The 21,152-nt window shown below is 71.7% G+C and carries 17 protein-coding genes; 10 read left to right on the top strand and 7 right to left on the bottom strand.

What is annotated here, in order from left to right; translation table 11 throughout:
• The first annotated feature begins 7 nt into the window (after positions 1 to 7).
• The gene (locus tag OKJ99_RS06525; RefSeq protein WP_326014808.1) at positions 8 to 1,033 is read left to right on the top strand and encodes a DUF4097 family beta strand repeat-containing protein; all 1,026 of its coding nucleotides are present in this window, start codon (positions 8 to 10) and stop codon (positions 1,031 to 1,033) included.
• Positions 1,030 to 1,485, top strand: a complete 456-nt coding sequence (locus OKJ99_RS06520; RefSeq protein WP_326014807.1) for an RDD family protein — start codon at positions 1,030 to 1,032, stop codon at positions 1,483 to 1,485. The genes OKJ99_RS06525 and OKJ99_RS06520 overlap by 4 nt, the downstream gene beginning before the upstream one ends.
• On the opposite strand, the gene OKJ99_RS06515 is transcribed toward OKJ99_RS06520, so the two are convergent.
• Positions 1,476 to 2,939, bottom strand: a complete 1,464-nt coding sequence (locus OKJ99_RS06515; RefSeq protein WP_326014806.1) for an MFS transporter — start codon at positions 2,937 to 2,939, stop codon at positions 1,476 to 1,478. The two genes, OKJ99_RS06520 and OKJ99_RS06515, sit on opposite strands and share 10 nt — an antisense overlap.
• A 172-nt stretch (positions 2,940 to 3,111) precedes the next feature.
• Between OKJ99_RS06515 and OKJ99_RS06510 the strand changes: the two genes are divergently transcribed.
• Genes OKJ99_RS06510 through OKJ99_RS06495 form a run of 4 tightly spaced genes read left to right on the top strand, consistent with a single transcriptional unit; the run spans position 3,112 to position 8,901 of the window.
• Positions 3,112 to 3,534: a DUF7144 family membrane protein gene (locus tag OKJ99_RS06510; RefSeq protein WP_326014805.1), complete on the top strand. Its 423-nt coding sequence runs from the start codon at positions 3,112 to 3,114 to the stop codon at positions 3,532 to 3,534.
• A 12-nt stretch (positions 3,535 to 3,546) separates the two neighbouring features.
• Entirely contained in the window at positions 3,547 to 4,497 is a 951-nt protein-coding gene (locus OKJ99_RS06505) for a polyphosphate kinase 2 family protein (RefSeq protein WP_326014803.1), read from the top strand.
• Positions 4,494 to 7,196 (top strand): cation-translocating P-type ATPase, encoded by a 2,703-nt coding sequence (locus OKJ99_RS06500; RefSeq protein WP_407700652.1) that lies wholly within the window; start codon positions 4,494 to 4,496, stop codon positions 7,194 to 7,196. Before OKJ99_RS06505 ends, OKJ99_RS06500 begins: the two co-directional genes overlap by 4 nt.
• A 7-nt stretch (positions 7,197 to 7,203) precedes the next feature.
• Positions 7,204 to 8,901 (top strand): SulP family inorganic anion transporter, encoded by a 1,698-nt coding sequence (locus OKJ99_RS06495; protein WP_326014802.1) that lies wholly within the window; start codon positions 7,204 to 7,206, stop codon positions 8,899 to 8,901.
• Between the two features lie 73 nt (positions 8,902 to 8,974).
• Here OKJ99_RS06495 and OKJ99_RS06490 read toward each other — a convergent pair whose 3' ends face one another.
• The 3 genes from OKJ99_RS06490 to OKJ99_RS06480 are packed head-to-tail and all read right to left on the bottom strand — an operon-like array spanning position 8,975 to position 14,596.
• Positions 8,975 to 10,450, bottom strand: a complete 1,476-nt coding sequence (locus tag OKJ99_RS06490; RefSeq protein WP_326014801.1) for an alpha-amylase family protein — start codon at positions 10,448 to 10,450, stop codon at positions 8,975 to 8,977.
• 5 nt (positions 10,451 to 10,455) lie between these two features.
• Positions 10,456 to 13,137 carry an MGH1-like glycoside hydrolase domain-containing protein gene (locus OKJ99_RS06485; protein ID WP_326014800.1) on the bottom strand — a complete coding sequence of 894 codons (2,682 nt, stop codon included), beginning with the start codon at positions 13,135 to 13,137 and terminating at the stop codon, positions 10,456 to 10,458.
• A 25-nt stretch (positions 13,138 to 13,162) separates the two neighbouring features.
• Positions 13,163 to 14,596 (bottom strand): hypothetical protein, encoded by a 1,434-nt coding sequence (locus tag OKJ99_RS06480; protein WP_326014799.1) that lies wholly within the window; start codon positions 14,594 to 14,596, stop codon positions 13,163 to 13,165.
• Between the two features lie 132 nt (positions 14,597 to 14,728).
• Between OKJ99_RS06480 and OKJ99_RS06475 the strand changes: the two genes are divergently transcribed.
• The 3 genes from OKJ99_RS06475 to OKJ99_RS06465 all read left to right on the top strand — a co-directional run bounded on the left by OKJ99_RS06475 (position 14,729) and on the right by OKJ99_RS06465 (position 18,216).
• The gene (locus OKJ99_RS06475; protein WP_326014798.1) at positions 14,729 to 15,283 is read left to right on the top strand and encodes a DUF1269 domain-containing protein; all 555 of its coding nucleotides are present in this window, start codon (positions 14,729 to 14,731) and stop codon (positions 15,281 to 15,283) included.
• A complete protein-coding gene (locus OKJ99_RS06470; protein WP_326014797.1) occupies positions 15,283 to 15,768 on the top strand; it encodes a DUF1269 domain-containing protein in 486 nt (161 codons plus the stop codon). Before OKJ99_RS06475 ends, OKJ99_RS06470 begins: the two co-directional genes overlap by 1 nt.
• A 165-nt stretch (positions 15,769 to 15,933) precedes the next feature.
• Complete coding sequence (locus tag OKJ99_RS06465) at positions 15,934 to 18,216, top strand: LuxR C-terminal-related transcriptional regulator (protein ID WP_326014796.1); 2,283 nt, start codon at positions 15,934 to 15,936, stop codon at positions 18,214 to 18,216.
• A gap of 52 nt (positions 18,217 to 18,268) precedes the next feature.
• Here the strand turns inward: OKJ99_RS06465 and OKJ99_RS06460 are convergent, their stop codons facing one another.
• Together OKJ99_RS06460 and OKJ99_RS06455 are read right to left on the bottom strand one after the other, a co-directional pair.
• Positions 18,269 to 18,730, bottom strand: a complete 462-nt coding sequence (locus OKJ99_RS06460; RefSeq protein ID WP_326014795.1) for a response regulator transcription factor — start codon at positions 18,728 to 18,730, stop codon at positions 18,269 to 18,271.
• A gap of 126 nt (positions 18,731 to 18,856) precedes the next feature.
• The gene (locus tag OKJ99_RS06455) at positions 18,857 to 19,126 is read right to left on the bottom strand and encodes a hypothetical protein (protein ID WP_326014794.1); all 270 of its coding nucleotides are present in this window, start codon (positions 19,124 to 19,126) and stop codon (positions 18,857 to 18,859) included.
• A 199-nt stretch (positions 19,127 to 19,325) separates the two neighbouring features.
• Here OKJ99_RS06455 and OKJ99_RS06450 point away from each other — a divergent pair, with 199 nt between their 5' ends.
• Complete coding sequence (locus OKJ99_RS06450; protein ID WP_326014793.1) at positions 19,326 to 19,787, top strand: DUF7144 family membrane protein; 462 nt, start codon at positions 19,326 to 19,328, stop codon at positions 19,785 to 19,787.
• Here the strand turns inward: OKJ99_RS06450 and OKJ99_RS06445 are convergent.
• Complete coding sequence (locus OKJ99_RS06445) at positions 19,784 to 21,097, bottom strand: diacylglycerol/lipid kinase family protein (protein WP_326014792.1); 1,314 nt, start codon at positions 21,095 to 21,097, stop codon at positions 19,784 to 19,786. The two genes, OKJ99_RS06450 and OKJ99_RS06445, sit on opposite strands and share 4 nt — an antisense overlap.
• Positions 21,098 to 21,152 lie beyond the last annotated feature (55 nt).

Here is a 21,152-nt window from a genome sequence, read left to right as displayed (position 1 = left end):
TCGCGGCATGGTCGAGGTGAGTGCGGGCGACGCCGTGGCGGTGGCCGGGCGGATGGCGCGGGGTGTGCTCGGCGCGCTGGGCAAGGTGCCGCGGGCAGCCGTCCGGCGGTCCGTCGAGGTGGTGCTCGACTGCCTCGACCTGGACGAGCTGGTCGCCCGCGTGGACGTGAACCTGATCGCCGACAGGGTGGATGTCGAACGGGTCGTGGCGCGGGTGGACGTGGATGGGATCGCGGCGAGGGTGGATGTGGGGGCGGTCGTTGACCGGGTGGACGTGGATGCGATTGCGGCGCGGGTGGACGTGGACGGTGTGGCGGCGCGCGTGGATGTGGACCGGATCGCGGGTCGCGTGGACGTGAATGCCGTCGCGGATCGGGTGGATGTGGATCGGGTCGCCGCGCGGGTGGATGTGGACGCGGTCGCGGATCGGGTGGACGTGGACCGTGTCGCAGGCCGCGTGAATGTGGACCATATTGCGGCGCGGGTGGACGTGGATCGGGTCGCGGCGCGCGTGGATGTGGACCGGATCGCAGGTCGCGTCGACGTGAACGCCATCGCGGCGCGCGTGGATGTGGACCGGATCGCCGGTCGCGTGGACGTGAATGCCATCGCGGGTCGCGTCGATGTGAACGCCGTCGCGGACCGCGTGGATGTGGACCGGGTCGCCGCGCGGGTGGACGTGGACGGTGTGGCCGATCGGGTGGATGTGGGCCGGGTCGCCGACCGTGTCGACGTGGACGGGATCGCCGCGCGCGTTGACGTCGACCGCATCGCCGCGCGCGTGGACGTCGACCGGATCGCCGCCGCGCTCGACGTCAACGCCGTGCTCGCCCGGTTCGATCTCGTGGGGATCACTCGTGGGGTGTTGCGGGAGATTGATCTGGGGCGGATCGTGCGGGACACCGGGGGAGGGCTCACCGTTGAGGCGGTCGAGGCGGTGCGGGTGCTGGGGGAGATCGGGGACCGGAGTGTCAACCGGTTCGCCGACAGGATGTTGCGGCGTGCCGGGCCGCCGGACGAGCGTTCCCCATGACCGCGCCCGACAGCAGACGCGTGCGCCGTTCCCGGACCGCCGGAATCGTCTCGCGCGGCCTCGCCGCCCTGGTCGACGCGCTCGTGCTCGCCCTGGTCGCTCTGGTCGTCCAAGTCGGCGCCGGCTGCGCGCGGTTGATGGTCGTCGGGCCACCGTTCCAGATGCCGGATGTTCCCAACTGGGTCGCTGGACCCGTTGGTTGGGGCTTCGCGGTCTGCTATCTCGGGGGCTCGTGGGCGGTGGTCGGGGCCACGCCCGGAGCCCGGCTGATGGGCGTGCGCGTGACGGACCGGGCGGGGCGGCGGCTGCGGACGGTGCGGGCCCTCGTGCGGGCCGCGCTGTCGGTGAGCTTTCCTCTGGGGCTGCTCTGGATACCGTTCAGCAGGCGTCGTGCGGCGTTGCAGGACCTCGTGGTGCGTTCCACGGTGTCGTACGACCGTGGCTACGAGTGATGTTCCGGTGTCGGGGGCGTCGGCCGTGTCCGTGGCAGCAGTGCCGCCGCCCAGAGGCCGCCGAGTCCGACCGCCGCGAGGACCACGAGCGCGACGCGGTAGGGGCCGATGGCCGGGTCGGCGACGAGGATCGTGCCGGCGAGCGCGGTGCCCACGGATGAGCCCAGGTTGGACACGCTGCGGGACAGCCCGGAGATCTCGCCCTGAAGGTCCTCGGAGAAGCTGGACTGCACCACGTTGACCGAAGGCGTGAGCATGAGGCCGAGGCCCAGGCCGATCAGCAGCAGTCCGGGCGTGGAGGTCCAGGCCTTCGGGGAGCCGTGGGCCATGGCCAGCAGCACGCCGATGCCGCACACCGTGACGGTGAAACCGGCCATGATGAGGGTGCGTTGCTCGCGGCGCTTGGCGAACCGCTCCGCGCCGAGCGAGCTGATGAGCAGGCCCACGGTCGACGCGGTGAAGATGACGCCGGTGTCGATGGCGTTGTAACCGCGGACGACCTGGAGATACGCGGCGACCACGAACGACACGCCCATGAGCATCAGCCACTGGGTGTGCTGGGTGATCAGGCCGAGGTTCGACGTCCGGACGCGGAACAGCTGGGTGGGCAGGAGGGGTTGGGCACCGGACCGTTCCCTCCTGCGGACCCAGCGGAAGAACGCCACCAGGACGAGGGAGCCGACCAGGAGCGCGGCCCCCATGAGCCAGGCGTTGTCGTCCGCCGCGAGGATCCCGACGACGACGAGGACGAGCCCGGTCGCCGACAGCACCGCGCCCACCGTGTCGAAGTCGCGTTCGCGGTCCGCGGGGAGCGGGTCGTGGAGCCCCCGGCTCAGCAGGATGATCACCGCGACCACCAGCGCCTGGAACACGAACGCCGCCCGCCAGCTGATCGCCGACGTGATCAGCCCGCCGAGGAGCGGCCCCATGGCCGCGCCGATGCCGGCAAAGGCCATGATCGTGCCGAACGCCTTCGCCCGGCTGGTCACTTCGGTGAAGAGGAGCGTGGTGAGGATGTAGACCGGAGGGATGAGCAGGGCGGTGCCGACGCCCTCCAGGATCGAGTTGCCCAGGATCAGCACGCCCAGGCCGGGCGCCGCCGCGCTGAGCAGCGCCCCGACCCCGTAGATCGCGAGGCCGATGACGAGGCAGCGCTTGCGGCCGTAGCGGTCGGCGAGGATCCCGCCGGGGATCATCAGCGCGGCCATGACCAGCAGGAAGACGGTGATCGCGGTCTGCACGCCCTGCACGGTGGTGTCCAGGTCCTCGCTGATGTCCTGGATCATCACGTTCATGTTCGACCCGGCGAAGCTGCAGATGAACTGGGCGAGCGCCAGCGGCGCGAGGACGCGGCGCTGCCTGCCCCGGTCCGGCCCGGGGCCGTCGTCGGGTCCTGGCGGCCTTCGGCCGTCCGCCGCCCCGTTCGCCGCCTCGGGAGTGCTCGCCACGCTCATCGCCTCGCTTCATCGCGGGCCCGGGTCCTGCCCTCGAACTCCCGACAGACTCCGGGCGTCGCCCCGCGCGGTCGTCACCCCCGAAGGGTGACGACCCGGTTGCCGCCGGGCCGTGACACTCGGCGGCACAGCGGTGCAATCGGCACCCTCCTCAATACTTGGGGGTCCTGTGATGGCCACCTCGACCACTTCGCAGCACGGGATGGGCAGCGCGAAAGACGCGGCCGCCGGCGGGCTGACCATCTTCGCGGCGGTGATGCTCTTCATCTCCGGGATCCTGGGCTTCTGCCGCGGCCTGATGGCGGTTCTCAAGGACAACGTGTTCCTCCGCACGCCCGACTACACCTTCGAGTTCGACCTCACGGCCTGGGGCTGGATCCACATGCTCCTCGGCGCGGTCGCCGTGGCCGTCAGCTTCGGCCTGTTCGTCGCGATGAAGTGGGCCAGGATCCTCGGCGTGCTCCTCGCCGTCCTGATCCTGATCGGGAACTTCCTCTCCATTCCGTACTACCCGTTCTGGTCCCTGACGCTGATCGCGATCAACGCGCTCGTGATCTGGGGCCTGTGCGTGGTGAAGCGGGACACGCTGTACTGACCGGGGTGGCTCATGAAGGACAAGCGGGCCGAGCGGATCGCCGAGTTCATCGCACCCCTGCGGGTCGAGCCCGGAGCGAAGGTGCACCTGGCCAAGGACTTCGATCCCGCACGCAAGTCGGGCCTGAAGAACAAGCGGCAGGGGAAGGCGCTGCTGGGTGAGGGCGTCGCCCTGCTCGCCGACCACCAGCGCAGGCTGGCCGCCGAGGGCACGCACGGCGTGCTGCTGTGTCTGCAGGCCCTCGACGCCGGCGGCAAGGACGGCACTATCCGTCATGTCATGAGCGGAGTGAACCCGCAGGGCGTGCGCGTGGCGGGGTTCAAGGTGCCCTCGCACGACGAGCTGAGCCACGACTATCTCTGGCGCTACACCTGCGCGTTGCCGCGCCGCGGGGAGATCGGCGTCTTCAACCGCTCCCACTACGAGGAGGTCCTGGTGGTACGGGTGCATCCCGAACTCCTGGACCGCCAGCGGCTTCCGGGCCGCAAGCAGAGCGGGAAGGCGCTGTGGCGCAGGCGCTACCGCGAGATCAACGAGTGGGAGCGGTATCTGACGGACAACGGATTCAGGGTCGTCAAGCTGTTCCTGAACCTGTCCAAGGAGGAGCAGCGCGTCCGGTTCCTCAGGCGCATCGACGTACCGGAGCGGAACTGGAAGTTCTCGGCGGCGGACGCGCGTGAGCGCGCCCGCTGGGACGACTACCAGGAGGCGTTCGAGGACATGTTGTCCGCCACGAGCACCCGTTGGGCCCCTTGGTACGTCGTGCCCGCCGACCGCAAGTGGTACGCGCGGATCTGTGCGGCGGCCGTGCTCGCGCACACCCTGATGGACATCGATCCGCAGTATCCGGTCATCGATGACGAGGTCCGTCACGAACTGGAGCTGGAGAAGCGGCAGTTGGAGAAGGAGGCGCCGAGCGGGGCGGCGGCCGACCCGTACGCGGACGGGAGGCGGGCGCGGTGACCGCGGCGGCGACCGGGCCCGGCGCCCCTGCCGCGCACCTGTGGCACGCCGAGCCCGCCGACTCGGTGGCCCGCGAACTCGGCGTCGACCCGGCGGCGGGACTCGACACCGCGCGGGCGACGGCGCGGCGCGCGGAGGACGGGCCCAACGCTCTGCCCGAGGAGAAGCCGACACCGGCGCTGCGCCGGCTCCTGGGCCAGTTCACCTCGTACATGCAGATCATCCTCGTCGTGTCCGCGATCGTGTCGCTCGCCATCCAGGAGTGGGGCACGGCGGTGGTGCTGCTCGCCCTGTCCGTCGTGAACGCGGTCATCGGCCTGCGCCAGGAGGGCAAGGCGGACAGCGCCATGAACGCCCTGAAGGCGATGACGAAGGCCACCGCGCGGGTGCGCAGGGACGGAAGGGAGGCCGAGATCCCCGCGGAGGACGTGGTCGTCGGGGATGTGGTGCTGCTCGCCGCGGGGGACGAGGTGCCGGCGGACGGCCGGCTCGTCGCGGCGAGCGCACTGCAGATCGACGAGTCGGCGCTCACCGGCGAGAGCGTGCCCGCGGCCAAGGACGCGAACCCGGTGCCCGGCGGGGAGCTGGGCCCGGCCGACCAGAGCGACATGGCGTTCATGACCACTCCGGTGACGCACGGCAGCGGCGTGCTGCTCGTGACCGCCACCGGTGCCGCCACCGAACTGGGCCGTATCTCCGGGATGTTGACGGCGACGCGGCGTGAAATGTCGCCGCTGTCCAAGGAGTTGAACCGGCTCACCCTGTGGATCGTCGGGGCGGCCGCGCTCACCATGGTCGTGATGTTCGCACTCGGCCGCGGCCGCGACGAGCCCTGGGACGCGCTGTTCGTCAGCGCGGTGTCCCTCGCCATCGCCGCGGTGCCCGAGGCGCTGCCGACGGTGACGCAGACCATCCTCTCGATGGGCGGGCTCGACCTGGCGAAGCGGAACGCGATCGTCAAGGACCTGCCGTCCGTGGAGACGCTGGGCTTCACGTCGGCCGTGAACTCCGACAAGACCGGCACCCTGACGATGAATCAGATGACCGTCGTCGAGGTCGTCGACGCCTTCGACCGGTACACCGTCTCGGGCACGGGCTACGGCCTTGAGGGCCGGATCCACCATGCCGCGGGCGGCTCGCCCGGCATCGAGGACGCGATCCTTCCGTACCTCGTCGCCAGCGACGCCTCGCTCATCGACGGCGAAGTGGTGGGCGACCCCACCGAGGGCGCACTGCTCGTGCTCGGCCACAAGGCGGGCCTCGACGTGGCCGCCACGCGCGAGCGGCTGCCCCGCCTCGCCACCCTGCCGTTCGACCCGGCGTACAAACTGATGGCCACCTTCCATGCGGCGCACGACGGGCAGGGGCGGCCCGTCGTGCGCTGCTTCGTCAAGGGAGCCGCCCCCGCCGTGCTCGCGCGCACCACCACGGCCCTGTCGGGCGGCACCGGTATCGCCTTCGACGCGGAACTGCGCGGCCGGGCCGACGCCGAGGTCGAGCGGATGGAGCGGGCGGGCCGCCGGGTGATGGCCGCCGCGACGCGCGACATCGACCCGTCGACGTTCAAGCCGGACGGTCAACTCCTGGACGAGATAAAGGGATTGCGGGTCACGAGCCTCGTCGGCATGGTCGACCCGGCGCGCCCCGAGTCGAAGGCCGCCGTGGCCGCCGCGCAGGCCGCCCATATCCGCGTACGCATGGTGACCGGCGACGACGTGATCACCGGCGCGGCGATCGCCGAGCAGATCGGGATCGGCGGCGAGGCGATCCTCGGCGCCGAGTTCGCGGCGCTGCCCGAGGAGGAGCGGCTGAGTCGCATCGACCGGATCGGAGTCCTCGGGCGAGTCGCGCCCGAGCACAAGGTGCTGCTCGCCGAGACGCTGAAGAAGAAGGGCGACGTGGTCGCCATGACCGGCGACGGCGTCAACGACGCGCCCGCCATCAAGGCCGCCGACATAGGCGTCGCCATGGGATCCGGCACGGAGGTGGCCAAGAACGCCGGGCGGATGATTCTGTCCGACGACAACTTCGCCACGATCGTTCACGCGGTGGAGCAGGGCCGCAAGATCTACGACAACCTCACCAAGTACATCCGCTTCGTGCTGATCCTGCTGGTCGTGTTCGTGCTGACGTTCCTCGGCGCCTCGCTCTTCGACATCGCGGACGCCGAGCCGTTCAACCCCGCGCAGGTGCTGTGGATCCACTTCGTCGTCAACGCGGCCTTCGGCTTCTCCCTCGGCTTCGACCGGGTCGGCGCGGGGCTCATGACGCGGCGCCCGCGACCGCGCGGCGAACCGGTGATGACGCCGGCGCTGATGCTCACCGTGGGGCTCGTGGGCGCCGGCATCGCCGTCGCGCTGCTGAGCCTGATCAAGCTCGGCGAGGCCCGCTACGACAGCGCCCGCATCGGCAACTCCATCGCGTTCGCGGCGTTCGCGCTGTGCCTGATCGTGGCCGCCGTCGAGTGCCGCAGCCAGACGGAGACCGCGCTCACCGTCGACACCTTCGACAGCAAACAGCTCAACTGGACGATCCTGGGCGAGTTCGTGCTCGCCGTGCTCGTCACACAGACCGATGCCTTCAACCGGTTGCTCGGCACCGTCCCCCTGCACATCGGACAGTTCGGCTGGGCGCTGCTGCCCGCCCTAGCGCTCCTCGCGCTGTGGGAGCTGGGCAAGCTGATCGCCCGGCGGAGGTGAGCAGGCGGTGCGGGGAACCGTGCCGGTGCCGCCCGGAGTCCGGACCCTGCGCGGCTATCAACGTTCCTGGCTGGTCAAGGACCTGGTCGCGGGCGTCGTCCTGACCACGCTCCTGGTGCCGCAGGGCATGGCGTACGCCGAACTGGCCGGGCTTCCGGCGATCACCGGGCTCTATACGTCGGTGATGTGCCTGCTCGCGTACGCCGTCGCGGGCCCTTCCCGGATCCTCGTTCTCGGCCCCGACTCCTCGCTCGGGCCGATGATCGCGGCGACGATCCTGCCGCTGGTCGCCTCGGGCGGCGACAGCGAGCGGGCGGTCGCCCTCGCCTCGGTGCTCGCCCTGATGGTCGGGGCGATCACGATCCTGGCGGGCGTGGCACGGCTGGGCTTCATCGCCGACCTCATCTCCAAGCCCACGATGATCGGCTACATGAACGGCCTCGCCCTGACCATCCTCGTCGGCCAGCTGCCGAAGCTGTTCGGGTTCTCCGTGGACGCGGACGGCCTGATCGGCGAACTGGACGCTCTGGTACGCAAATTGGCCGACGGGGCGACGGTGCCGGCCGCGGTGGCCGTGGGTGGCTGCTGCATCGTGCTCGTCCTGCTGCTGCAACGGCTGGTGCCGAAGGTGCCCGCCGTCCTCGTGATGGTGGTGCTCGCCATCGGCGCGACCGTCGCGTTCGACCTCGGGGAGCACGGGGTCAAGCTGGTCGGCCGACTGCCGAAGGGGCTGCCGCCGTTCACCGTCCCCGACATCCGCTGGGACGACCTGGGCCCGCTGTTCGTCGGCGCCCTCGGCATCGCGCTCGTCTCCCTCGCCGACACCATCTCCAACGCCTCCGCGTTCGCGAACCGCAGCGGCCAGGAGGTCCGCGGCAACGACGAGATGATCGCCATCGGCGCGGCGAACGCGGCCGCGGGTCTCTTCCAGGGCTTCCCCGTGAGCACCAGCGGATCGCGGACCGCCGTGGCCGAACGGGCGGGCGCCAGAACGCAGTTGACGGGACTCGTGGGGGCGGGGCTCATCCTGCTGATGCTCGTACTGCTGCCGGGGCTCTTCCGGAATCTGCCGCAGCCCGCGCTCGCCGCCGTCGTCATCACGGCGTCGCTTTCGCTGGCCGACCTGTCGGGCGCGGGGCGGCTTTGGCGGCAGCGCAAGGCCGAGTTCTGGCTGTGCATGGCCGCGTTCCTCGGCGTCGCGCTGCTCGGGGTGCTGCCGGGGATCGCGGTCGCGGTCGGCCTGTCGATCCTGAACGTCTTCCGGCGTGCGTGGTGGCCGTACAGCACGGTGCTCGGGCGGGTGGCGGGACTTGAGGGGTACCACGACGTGCGCTCCCACCCCGATGCGCAGCGCCTGCCGGGTCTTGTGCTGCTGCGGTTCGACGCGCCGCTGTTCTTCGCCAACGCGAAGTCGTTCCGCGACGAGGTGTTGCGGGCGGTGCGGGATGCGGCGGAGCCGCGGTGTGTGGTGATCGCGGCCGAGCCGGTGACCGATGTGGACACGACCGCGGCGGATGTCCTGGAGGAGCTCGACGAGGTGCTGCGCGGGCGGGGTGTGGACCTGGTGTTCGCCGAGTTGAAGGATCCGGTGCGGCGGAAGGTGGAGCGGTACGGGCTCGCCCAGGCGTTCGGCCCGGAGGCGTTCTTCCCCACGGTGGAGAGTGCGGTGGAGGCGTATCGGGCGCGGGCCGGGGTGGACTGGTGACGGCGGCCGGGGGCGAGGTCTCGGGGCTCCGCCCCGGACCCCGCGCCTCAATCGCCGGCGGGGCTTGAAGGGGTCACGCTTCCGCGGCCAGCAAGTGCATACCCCACGGCGCCAGGTCCACGTACAGGCCGCTGTCCAGCAGCTCCGCGCCCGAGCGCTCGTAGCGGTCCGCGCCGAGGAGGCTGGTCAACTGCCAGTTGCCCGCGCCGAGTTCGGGCCACGGAAGGTGGATCCGGGCCTGGGCCCGATGGTCGGAGAGGTTGACCACCGTCAGGAAGCGGCCCGCCGGACCCGTCCAGCACGACGCGATCAGCGCCGCGGCCGAGTCGTTGTCCGGCCAGCCCGCGCAGTCGAGGAGCCGCCAACTGCCCGTGCGCATGCCGCTGTGGTGCACGGCCGAGAGCAGCCGCTCGTGGAAGGAGCGCAGCTCGTCGTCCACCGGCTCGTCGGGGCGCCGGTCGAGGAAGACCGGCAGCTGCACGCGGCGCCCGGTGAACTGGCCCTCGTGCCACAGCGTCGCGCCGGGCAACGTGGCGATCAGGGCGGCCGCCGCACGCTCCTTCTCCGGCGGCAGGGTGTGCGCGGCGCGGGGCTCGTCGTGGTTCTCCAGGAAGCGGACGAGCCGGCGCTGGTACGTCTCGTCGGCGTGCAGATGGGCCCGCACGGACGCGGCGTCATGCGCGAGGATCCGGTCGTAGAGCCGCTTGTCGTAGCAGAAGTCGAAGCCCTGCTGCTGAAGCGCCCATTCGAGGTCCCAGTACGCCTCCGCCGCGAACAGCATGTCCGGGCGCTCGCGGTGCACCGCGCCGATCACCTCGACCCAGAACTCCTCCACGGGTCGCTGCCCAGCGCGCTCGCCCCAGGTGCGCTGGAAGACGTCGTTCGTCAGCAGCATCGCCATGTCGCAGCGCACCCCGTCGCAGAACCGGCCGATGTGGTCGAGGATCTCGACGGTCGAACGCCGCAACTCCGGTGCGAACGCGTTGAGTTGCACGACGTCGGGCCACGGCGGGAAGAACGGGTCCCGCCCCCGCGCGAGCACCGCGCGTCCCGTGTCGAGGAAGCCGTCCGGATCCCGCCGCAGGTCCTCGCTGTCACCGCGCACGAACAGCTCCGGGTACTCACCCACCCAGGGGTTGTCCGGGGCCACATGGTTCGGCACGTAGTCGAGCAGCAGGCCGACGCCCCGGCGGTCGAGTTCGGCGCGCGCCGCGGTGAGGCCGACGGCCCCGCCGAGCGCCCCGTCCACCTCGTAGCGGCGGATGCAGTACGGGGAGCCCGCGATGTCCTGCTCGCCGATGCCGGGGACGGCCGCCTCGAACGCGGAGCGCAGCGCGGGGTTCTGCAGGGCGATGGCGCGGCCCTGCGGGCTGCGCTCCCACACGCCCATCAGCCAGACGATGTCGACCCCGGACGGGGTGAGCTCGTCCCAGAGGTCCTTGGGCACGTCCGCGAGTCCGATCTCGCGGCCGAGCCGCCGTCCTGTCTCCCGTAGCCACACACGGGTGTTGACCTCGTGGATCACGGGCTGTGTCGGCAAAGCGGCCATCGCTGCTACCTCCTCGTGGTCCGCGGCCGGAAGGCGTCGGGGCCGAGCGTGCCGAAGATCTTCATCAGGGCGGCGACGAGACCCGTCCACCCCGTCTGGTGCGAGGCGCCGATCCCGGCCCCGTTGTCGCCGTGGAAGTACTCGTAGAAGCTGATGAGGTCGCGCCAGTGCGGGTCGTCCCGGAAGAGCGGCTGTCCGCCGTAGACCGGGCGGTGCCCGTCCTCGTCGCGCAGGAAGATCCGGCCGAGCCGCGTGGAGATCTCCTGCGCGACCTCGAACAGGTTCATGCGCACCCCGGAGCCCGTCGGGCACTCGACGGTGAGCTCGTCGCCGTAGAAGCCGTACAGATGCAGCAGGGAGCGGATGACCAGCGCGTTCATCGGCAGCCACACCGGGCCGCGCCAGTTGGAGTTGCCGCCGAACATGCCGGTGTCGGACTCGGCGGGCAGATAGCCGACCTTGTACTCCTGGCCGTGCACCCAGAACGTGTAGGGGTGCTCCGCGTGGTACCGGGACAGCGCCCTGATCCCGTACGGGCTGAGGAACTCGTCCTCCGACAGCATCCGGGACAGTACGCGCACCAGCTTCTTCTCGTCGACGACGGAGAGGAGCCGGGGCCCGCCCGCCTTCCCGGCCGTCGCCTGCGACAGCGTCACCGACAGGGACGGGTGGCGCGCGGCGAACCGCTGGAGTCGATCGCCGAGACCGGACAGCCGGTCCAACTGCTGCGGCTGGAAGACGGTGGACGCGCACAGCGGCAGCAGGCCGACCATCGAGCGGACCTTCAGGCGCACCGCCTGCCCGTCGGGCAGCCGCAGCACATCGTAGAAGAACCCGTCCTCCTCGTCCCACAGTTCGTCGCCGAGGTCGCCGAGCCGGTCCATGGACGCGGAGATCCACAGATAGTGCTCGACGAACTTCAGGACCAGTTCGTCGTACGTCTCGTTGTGCTCGACGAGTTCGAGGGCGATCTGCAGCATCGACTGGCAGTACAGGGCCATCCACGCCGTGCCGTCGGCCTGCTCCAGGGAGCCGCCGGTGGGCAGCGGCGCGCTGCGGTCGAAGACGCCGATGTTGTCGAGGCCGAGGAAGCCGCCCTGGAAGACATTGCGGCCGCTCGGGTCCTTGCGGTTGACCCACCACGTGAAGTTCGTCAGGAGCTTTTGGAAGGTGCGCTCCAGGAACGCGTGATCGGCGTGGCCGGTCGTCTCCTTCTCCACCGTGTACACGAAGTACGCGGCCCAGGCGTGCACCGGCGGATTGACGTCGCCGAAGCTCCACTCGTAGGCCGGGATCTGCCCGTTGGGGTGCAGGAAGGAGTCCCGCAGCAGGAGTTCGAGCTGCTGCTTGGCGAAGTCGATGTCGACGACGGACAGGGCCACCGCGTGGAAGGCGAGGTCCCAGGCCGCGAACCACGGGTACTCCCACTTGTCCGGCATGGACACGATGTCGTCGCTGACCATGTGGAACCACTCGCGGTTGCGCACGCCGGGCTTCGGCAGGCTCCACGGCGTCAGATGGTGCTCGGCGAGCCACGTCTCCAGGTCGAACGCGTAGTACTGCTTGGACCACAGCATCCCGGCCAGCGCCTGGCGCAGCACCCGCGCCTCGTCCTCGCCCGCCCCCTTCGGCGTCAACTCCCCGTAGAACGCGTCCGCTTCGGCGATCCGGTCCCGGAACACCGAGTCGAAGCCGCGGGCCAGCGTGAGCTGGGCACCGGCGGGACCGAGACGCAGCCGCAACGTCTCGGACCCGCCGGCGGGCACGGTGAGCGTGTGGTGGGCGGCGGCCTTGGTGCCCTCCTGCGTCGGGTTGACGGTGTGCGGCTCGCCCTCGACGACGTGCCGGCCGATGCCGTCCTTGACGTACGTGGTGTCGCTCGCCGTGCCGAACAGGCGTGCCTTGTCGGTCTCGTTCTCCGTGAACAGCAGCTCGGCCGAGGCGCCGCAGCGCAGGTCGTAGCTGCCGAGCTCCGGATGGTCGGCGCGGATCGTGCGGGTGGAGCGCGGCCCCTCGGCCGCCCGCAGCACGGGTTTGGGCGCCGGGCTCGCATGCTCGCCCCACGACCAGGTGTTGCGGAACCACAGTGTCGGCAGCACGTGCAGCGTCGCCTCGTCCGGCCCCCGGTTGTCGACGGTGATCCGCATCAGGATGTCGTCGTGATCCGCCTTGGCGTACTCGACCGTCACGTCGAAGTACCGCTGCTCGGCGAAGACCCCGGTGTCGAGCAGCTCGTACTCGAACTCCTGCCGGGAACGCGAGCCGTTGACGGCGACGAGGTCGTTGTACGGGTACGGGGCCTGCGGATACTTGTACAGGTATTTCAGGTAGGAGTGGCTGGGCGTGGCATCGAGGTAGAAGTAGTACTCCTTGACGTCCTCGCCGTGGTTGCCCTCCGCGTTGGTCAGGCCGAAGGCGCGCTCCTTGAGGATGGGGTCGCGGCCGTTCCACAGGGCGACCGAGAGGCACAGGCGCTGCTTCTCGTCGCAGATGCCGCCGAGGCCGTCCTCGCCCCACCGGTAGGCGCGCGAACGCGCGTGGTCGTGCGGAAAGTACGACCACGCGTCGCCTCCCGGGCTGTAGTCCTCGCGCACCGTCCCCCACTGCCGCTCGCTCAGGTACGGGCCCCAGAGTCGGGAGCGTCCGCTTCCGTCGCCGGTCGGCCCGACGCGCGATTCCTTCTTCATGTGAACCCTCCCAAGTGCCCCTCGGTCAGCCCGGGGCGCCAGTCTCCGCAGGGGGCCGCGGGGGTGCCTCACCTTCCGGGGGTGAGCTCCCTTCGCGGGCCGCGAGCGTGACCCCGATCTCGTACGCGGCGAGCAGCACGGCGATGACGAGGAGCGCGGTCCACGACGACAGCAGGATCGACACCAGGGCCGCCACGACGGCGCCGCCGACGCGCAGCACGTCCGCGTGCCGGGCCAGCCACGGCCGCAACTGCCGGTCCTTGCCCAGGTGTTCGGCCGCCGTCGCGATTCCGTGGCCGGTGGCGCGGGCGCCCTGCACGGTCCACCGGCGCAGCGCGGACGGCAGCCGCCCGGGGCCGACCAGGTAGCAGAGGACGGCGATGGCGACGCCGAGCCACAGCAGTTGGTCGCCCCGTTCCCGCAGCGTCGTGAAGACGGTCCACAGCGCCGAGCGCAGTCCTTCGCGGTAGACGCCCTCCGGCAGCTGGCCGAGCAACTGGTCGCGCACACCCCGTAGGACGGCCGTCAGCACGGTGACCGTCACCACCAGCCACAGACCGAGCTGGAGCAGGGTGCGCCGCCGGTTCGGCGACACCCACAGCGAGAGGGCGAGCAGGACGGGGACGCCGATCAGCAGGCCGACGAGGGCCTGCTTGAACAGCACGACCGCGTCCTGGAGCTGGCCGAGCGTGTGCCGGTTGTAGAGGCGGATCTGCGCGAAGTCCTCCGGCAGGTCCCTCCCGATCGCCTTCTCGATCCGCTGGTGCAGACCGGGCGGCAGCTCCCCGGAGGACAGCGTCGGAAGGTCGATCTTCTTGCCGAAGACGGACGGCATCTCCTTCTCCAGGGAGCCCAGCAGGTTGTTGACCACGGGCAGCAGGTTGAGCGTGACCGTGTCGCCCTTCACCTGGACGTTCTTGTTCTGCTTCTCCAGGAGGGCGACGATGCGCTCGTGCGCGAACCGGTTCGTGGTCCGCCACAGCTCCTGGAACCGCTCGTTCGCGATGAGCTGCGAGATCTTCTCCCGCATGAAGTCGTGCACGGACCCCGTCACCGGGCCCGCCAGGAACGAGGCACGGGGCGGCAGCGCATCGGTCAGCCGCCGTTCCACGTCGAGCTGATCGAAGATCTCGTTCGCCAGGTACGTGGAGACCGCGGCGTTCACCTTCGGGTCCTCGGGCAGCGGGCCCACCGTGGCGATCCAGCGGTCCGTGTTCAGGGTCGTCCGCGAACCCCACACGCCCACCACGGAGGTGACCGCGAGCACCGCGACGAGCGCGATCAGGATCGCGGCGACCGTGCGCCGCACCGCGAACGTCCGGGCGCGGCGCCGGCGTTCGGTGCCGGCGCGGTCGCGCAGCACCTCGACCTCGGCACGCAGCCGTTCCAGTTCCGCATCGGTCGCGGACGGCGGGCCGGAAGCGGTCCCGTCGGGGCCGGGGGCCTGTTCGTCGCTCATGGCGTGGCACCTCCCGCGGTCAGCGTCGCCGCGGTCCGGGCCGCGTTGCTCACCTACGGCGGGTGACGCGCGGCGCGGACGGCACCGCTGTGATGCCGGTGGAGATTCCGTCGACTGTCGGAGGGAGACGCCATGGCGGTCATCGGACCGGTGCAGCTGCTCACGATCGAGTTCGGGCCCGAGGCCAAGTTCGAGGGGCGGATCGTCGAGGAACTGGCGATTCTCGAGGCGAACGAACAGATCCGCGTCCTCGACATGCTCTTCGTGGCCAAGGAGCCCGGTGGTGACCTGTTCTCCCTCGACTTCCAGCAGGAGGGGATGGGCGAGACCGTCGCCGCCCTGCTCGGAATCTCCAGGGAGCGGATGCGCGCGGTACAGGACACCTATCCGAGCCTGGCCGAGGGCAACGCGTTCGGGCTGAGCACCGCCGACATCAGGGAGACGGCCGACGCCCAGGACCCGGGCACCTCGGCCGCGTACATCCTGCTCGAACACGTCTGGGCGAAGTATCTGCGCAAGGCGGTCAGGGACGCCGGTGGGGTGCCCGTCGCCGAGGGCTTCCTCACCGAGGAGGCCCTGGAGCCCGTGGCCGTCGAACTCGCCGCCGCCGCCCGGCGCCTGGGCGAACCGGTCGCCCCCAAACCCACTTCCGTACCCAAACCCGGCAACCGTCCCAGGAGGACCTGATGGCCGAACTCGTCGTACTCGGATTCTCGGACAAGGAAAAGGCCGAATCGGTGATGCGCCTGGCCGGCGAGATGTCCCGGCAGGAACTGCTGGACCTCGAGGACGCGGCCGTGGCCTGGCGCACCATGGACGGCAAGATCCATGTCCACCAGACGCACAGCACCACCGGGGCGGGAGCGGCCGGCGGCGCCCTGTGGGGCTCGCTGTTCGGACTGCTCTTCCTGATGCCGGTGTTCGGCGCCGCCGTGGGCGCGGCCACCGGGGCCCTGGCGGGAAAGCTCACCGACATCGGCATCAACGACGCCTTCGTCAAGGAGACGGCGCACGCCCTCGAACCCGGCCGCGCCGCCGTCTTCGCGCTGGTCCGGCGCACCACTCCCGACCGGGTGCGCGAGGCGCTGCGTCCCTTCAACCCCACCGTGATCCACACCTCCCTCACCAAGGACCGTGAAGACGAGCTGGTGAAGGCCCTCCAGTCCAAGTAGTCGCCGGTCGGCCCACTGGTCACCCCCGGCCAACGCGCCGTCCCACCCGGGAACTTCACCCGGGTGAGATGGCGTCCGGCATGTGCCGGACGCGGCGCTCCCGGCCCCACACTTGCCTCCCATACGGGGGTGTGGGTCCACGGCGCCGCGAGAGCGAGGGACACCATGGCCGAGTGGTCACACCGCACACCGGACGGAGAGCAGCGCGCGGAGCAGGCCGACTCGGTACCCGCGCTGCCCGACTGGATCGTGCCGCGCCCCCGGCTGACCGACCAACTGGCCAGGGGCGTGCGCGGCCCGCTCACCGTCGTGGTCGGCCCCGTGGGCGCGGGCAAGACGGCCCTCGCCCTGGAATGGGTGCACACCCGGCGCCCGTCCTGGCCGCTCGCCTGGGTCGCCTGCGACGGGCCCGCCGAGCATCCCGGAGTGTTCTGGCAGCGGGTGTTCGGCGCGCTGCGCGCCGCGGGCGTCGCGGTGCCCGAACCCGCCGCGAGCGAGGACGGCCCGCTGCTCGTCGCGACCCTCGCCGCCTGCCTCAACCGGCACGACGAACCGGCGGTCCTCGTCCTCGACGACTTCCAGCCCGCCCTCGACTCGCCGATCGCCCGCGGCGTCACGCATCTGCTCCGGCACGCCCCCGACAAGCTGCGGCTCGTGGTGCTCGCCCGCCGCGACCCGCCCCTGCACCTGTACCGCGGGCGGCTCACCAGCGAGGTCGCCGAAGTACGCACCGCGGACCTCGCCTTCGACGACCGGGAGGCGGCGGCCCTCCTCGCCCAGCACGGCATCGACGTGACGAAGCAGACGGTGAGCACGCTGCGGCGGCGCGCGGACGGCTGGGCCGCCGGGCTGCGGCTCGCCGCGATGTCCATGGAGCGGCACGGCGACCCCGAACGGTTCGTCGCGCAGTTCGCGGGGGACGACGAGGCGATCGCCAGCTATCTGATCGAGGAGGTGCTCGATCAGCAGTCGCCCGGCATGCGCAGACTGCTCCTGACGACGAGCGTCCTCGACCGGGTGAACGCCGAGCTGGCCGCCGAACTCGCGGGCGACACCGACGGCGCCCTGTTCGCGGGGCTCGTCCGGGAGAACTCCTTCCTGCGGCCCGTGGGCCAGGGCTGGTACCGCTGCCACCAGATGTTCGCCGACGTACTGCGGACCTGCCTGCGACACGAGACGCCCGGACTCGTGGCGCCGCTGCACCGCACGGCCGCCACGTGGCTCGCCGGGCACGGACTGCTCGCCGACGCCGTGCGGCACCTGTTCGCCGCGGGCGACTGGGACGAGGCGGCCCGGCTCATCGTGCACCGCCTCGCGATCGGGCAGGTGCTCGGCCTGGCCAGGACCCGGCTGCCCGTCGACGCGGGACGGCGGCCGCCCGACGAACCGTCCGCCGAGGAACCGGAGTCCGCGCTGCTCGCGGCGGCCGTCGCCAGGACCCGCCGGGACGACCAGGCGTGCACCAGGAGCCTGGAGCGGTCCGCCGAACTCCTCGACCGGTTGCCGCCGGGGGAGGACGATCGCGTCGCGCGGTGCCGGCTCGTCCACGCCGTGATCCGGATGGAACGGCTGCGCTGCCGCGACCCCCGCCGCGCCGGGGCCGCGGCGGCCGACGCGGAGGCGGCGGGACCGCATGTGCCGCACACCCTGCTGGCCGAGCGCCCCGAGATCCCGGCGCTCATCCTGACCGTGCGGGGCTGCGGGGAGCTGCGGGCCGGCAGCCTGAAGGCCGCCCAGGCGTCCCTCACCCGGGGGCTCAAGGCGGCGGGCGCCGCGGGGAACGGCGCGCTGCGCCGCGACTGCCTCGTCGAACTCGCGCTCCTGGAGGCGCTGCGCGGCCGTTTCCGGGCCGCGGACGAGCTCACCGCCCAGGCCGTCCAGCCGCCGATGCCGCCGTGGACCGCGGGCGAGCCCGCGCGCGCCACCCTGCACCTGGTCCGTGCCTGGAGCGCCCTGGCGCGCGGCGAGCCCGGCCGGGCCCGGCACGAACTCGCGCACGGCGACGGCGTGCAGGGGAAGGCCCGCGACCCGTTCCTCGCCGAACTCGGCGGGGTCGTCGCCCGGATCGCGGCCACGATGGAGCGCGGGGTCGGGGGCGCAGAGGCCGTCGCGAACGCGGTGACGGTGTCCCGGCTGCCGCAGACGGTGCAGCGGACGCTCGCGCCCACCTGCGCCCGGCTGCTGAGCCCCGCGCTGCCGCGCCGCGCCCGCGCCGCCGCGCCGCCCGAGCAGGACCCGTTCGCGCAGGTGCCCGCCGAGCGGCTCAGCGCACGCGAACGCGACGTCCTCGACCGGCTCGCGCAGATGATGACCACCGAGGAGATCGCCGATGAGCTCTACCTCTCGGTCAACACGGTGAAGACACACCTCAAGAGCGTCTACCGCAAACTGGCCGTGTCCCGCCGCTCGGCGGCGGTCCGCAGGGCCCGCGAGCTCCAGATCCTGTGAGTGTGAGTGTGAGTGTGAGTGTGAGTGTGAGCGCGCCGGGCCGGGCCGCGCCTCAGACGAGCCCCAACTCCCGTGCCCGGACGAGCGCTTCGGCGCGCGAGCGCGCCCCCAGCTTCCGGTACACGGCGCGCGTGTGGCTCTTGACCGTGTTGTACGAGACGTAGAGATCGTCGGCGATCTGCCGCAGCGGGACCTCCTCCTGCAACTGTTGGAGCACGGCGAGTTGGCGGCCGGTCAGCCGCTGCGGCGAAGGACGCGTTCCGTTCCCCGGCGGGACGGGCACCGCGGCGAGCGCGGCCGAGGCCCGGTGCACCAGGGCACCGGCGGTCCGTGGATCCGCCACGTCCCCCGCGATCTCCACCAGGACGCCGGCGACCCACATCAGGCAGGTCGTCAGGGCGGCGTCGGCCGCCGTGCTCTCCTGGTGGAGCGAGCAGAGCTGAAGGCGGAGCGCCATGACCCGCCCTGTGCTCCCCGGATCGTCGATGGTGCGCGGGCAGGGTGCTGTGAGCATGCCCCTCACCTCCCCATGTGGAGGGCATCACCCCACCACGGTGCGGTGCGCGCGAACGCGGCGAAAGGGCTCTTCCGCGCCGTTTTCAGGGAGGTTCGACCCGTTGCGGGGGCCGAACGGCCTCCGTCACCGTGCCTCGCGTGGCCCGGGGAGCCGGCGGACCTCCAGGAGTTCGAGGCCGAGGCCCTGGATGCGGTCGAGGATCCCGTACAGGGCGGCCTGATCGAGACCCGCGCCGACCAGCACCGTCTCGGCGGGGCGCAGCACGATCGTCAGCTCGCCGAACGCCGATCGGAAGGCGTCCCCGAGCCTGCCCCTGACACGGATCTCGAAGTCGCCACCACCGAAGGGCGTTCCGGCCGGCTGGGCGCCCGGACCCGTGTGTGACCCGCCCATGACGTCACCTCCAGTGGGAGCGTCGTCCCGCGTGCCATTCTCCCGGCGACCGCACCTCCGAGGGCATCACCTCGGACGGGTGACAGCCGCGCGCGGGGCGGGGCTCATCCGCTGCGGGTGAACCGGTTCCGGTGGTGCGGGCCGCATGCTCCGGGTCCATGGAGTCCGGATCCACCGGGATCGAGGAGGAGGGTGCGACATGGCCGAGCAGATCTCGCCGGGGCAGACGCGTTCCGGAGCGTCCGAGCCGGCGCCCCGTGTGCGTCCGGCCGCCGTCGGCGGAGTCGTCTTCGCCGCGTTCGTGATGGGCATCATCGGCGCCTATCACGCGATCGCGGGCCTCGCCGCGATCCTCAACGAAAACTACTACCAAGCGCAGAACGACTACGCGTTCGACTTCGACACCAACGCCCGCGGCTGGGTGCAGATGATCACCGGGGTCATCGTCTTCGCCGCGGCGGTCAGCCTCTTCAGCGGCCGCACCTGGGCACGGATCGTCGTCATGACCATCGCCGCGGCGAGCGCGCTGGAGAACTTCTTCTTCACCCCGTACCAGCCCGTGTGGTCGGCGATCCTCATCGCCCTCGACATCCTCGTGATCTGGTCCCTCGCCATGTACGGACACCGCGAGGCGCACAAGGTCTACGGGGCGCCGCTCTAGGTCCCCCGTACGGTGAGGGCGAGCCCGGTGATGCCGCGCCAGTCCAGCGGTGGGCGTTCCCGGTACGTTCCCGGGCGCTGCCTCGGCACGATCACCCGCAGCGCGCCGGGGCGCACTTCGACGCGGACGGGGACGTCCATGCGCACCGCCTCGCCGTCGAGGCCGACGGGGATCGAGTCCTGGTCGGCGTCGACGATCACCGAGGCGGCCGTCCGCGTCGTCACGCCGGCGGACCGGCTGCCCCGCAGCAGCCCCGCGGCCTGCGCGGCGCTCGTGACCCGCACGCCGACGCAGCCGAGGATCCCGCCGTCGAGGCGGGTGCGCCGGCCGAGCCCCGCGATGTCGTGGGCGCCGTACGGGTTGTTGCTCACCAACAGCGCCTGCGGGTCCGCGACCTCGTGGCCGCCGACCCGTGCCGTCAGCTCCGCGCCCTTGTGCCGGGCGAGCAGATCGGGCAGCAGATCGAGGGTCGTACGGGTCTTGCCTTCGCGGTAGGCCGGGCTCTGCACCACCTCGGCGTAGGCCCCGAACGAGACGTTGTTGACGAACGGGTGGCCGCCCGCCCGGCCGAGGTCGACCCGCAGCTCCACGCCGTCGGCCAGCGCGTCCAGCGCCTGCGCCGGGTCCTCGCGGTCAAGGCCCAGGTCGAGGGCGAAGTGGTTGCGGGTCCCGGCGGGGATCACCAGGAACGGCAGCCCGAGTTCGGCGGCGACGTCCGCGACGAGTGCCTGCGTGCCGTCGCCGCCCGCGACGCCGAGGAGATCCGCCCCGGCGGCGGCCCGCTCCCGGGCCAGCGCCGCCACGTCGACCGCCTCGGGCCCCTCCAACAGCACGACCTCGGCCCCCAGTTGCTCGGCCTTCGCGCGCAGTCCGAAACGGTCGACCTTGCCCCCGCCCGAGCGCGGGTTCATGATCAGCACAGGGCGGTGGACCGCGGGCGCCGCCGCCTCGGGCATCGGGGCGGGGGACGAGCGCGGCCCCAGCGCAGCCCGGCCCGCACCCGCGGCGAGCAGCCACAGCCCGCCCGACACCAGCACCACCCACACCAGGTTCGCGCGGGCGTACTCGACCAGCACCCAGACCGGCGCGGCGAGCGCCAGGAGCAGCGCCAGGTACCGCACGGGCCCCCGCCTGCTGAGCACCCACCACACGGCGGCGGCCGTGACCGCCGTCCCCAGGATCCCCGCGCCGAGCAGCGCGAAGGTCCGCATCCCCGCGAAGGCGGCCAGGACCAGCACGGCGCCCGCCGCGGCGGCCAACGACGCACGCGCCAGCCACCGTTGCCCCCGCCCCTGTGTCGTCGCTTCCATGACCGACAGTCTGCGACGTGCGGGAGCCCGCGGGGCTCACCCCCGGAAGGCGAGC

It is taken from the genome of Streptomyces endophyticus (assembly GCF_035798155.1).
GTDB lineage: Bacteria > Actinomycetota > Actinomycetes > Streptomycetales > Streptomycetaceae > Streptomyces > Streptomyces endophyticus.
The sequence above is the reverse complement of the archived record's forward strand: the minus strand, read 5'-3'. Positions and strand labels throughout refer to the sequence as shown.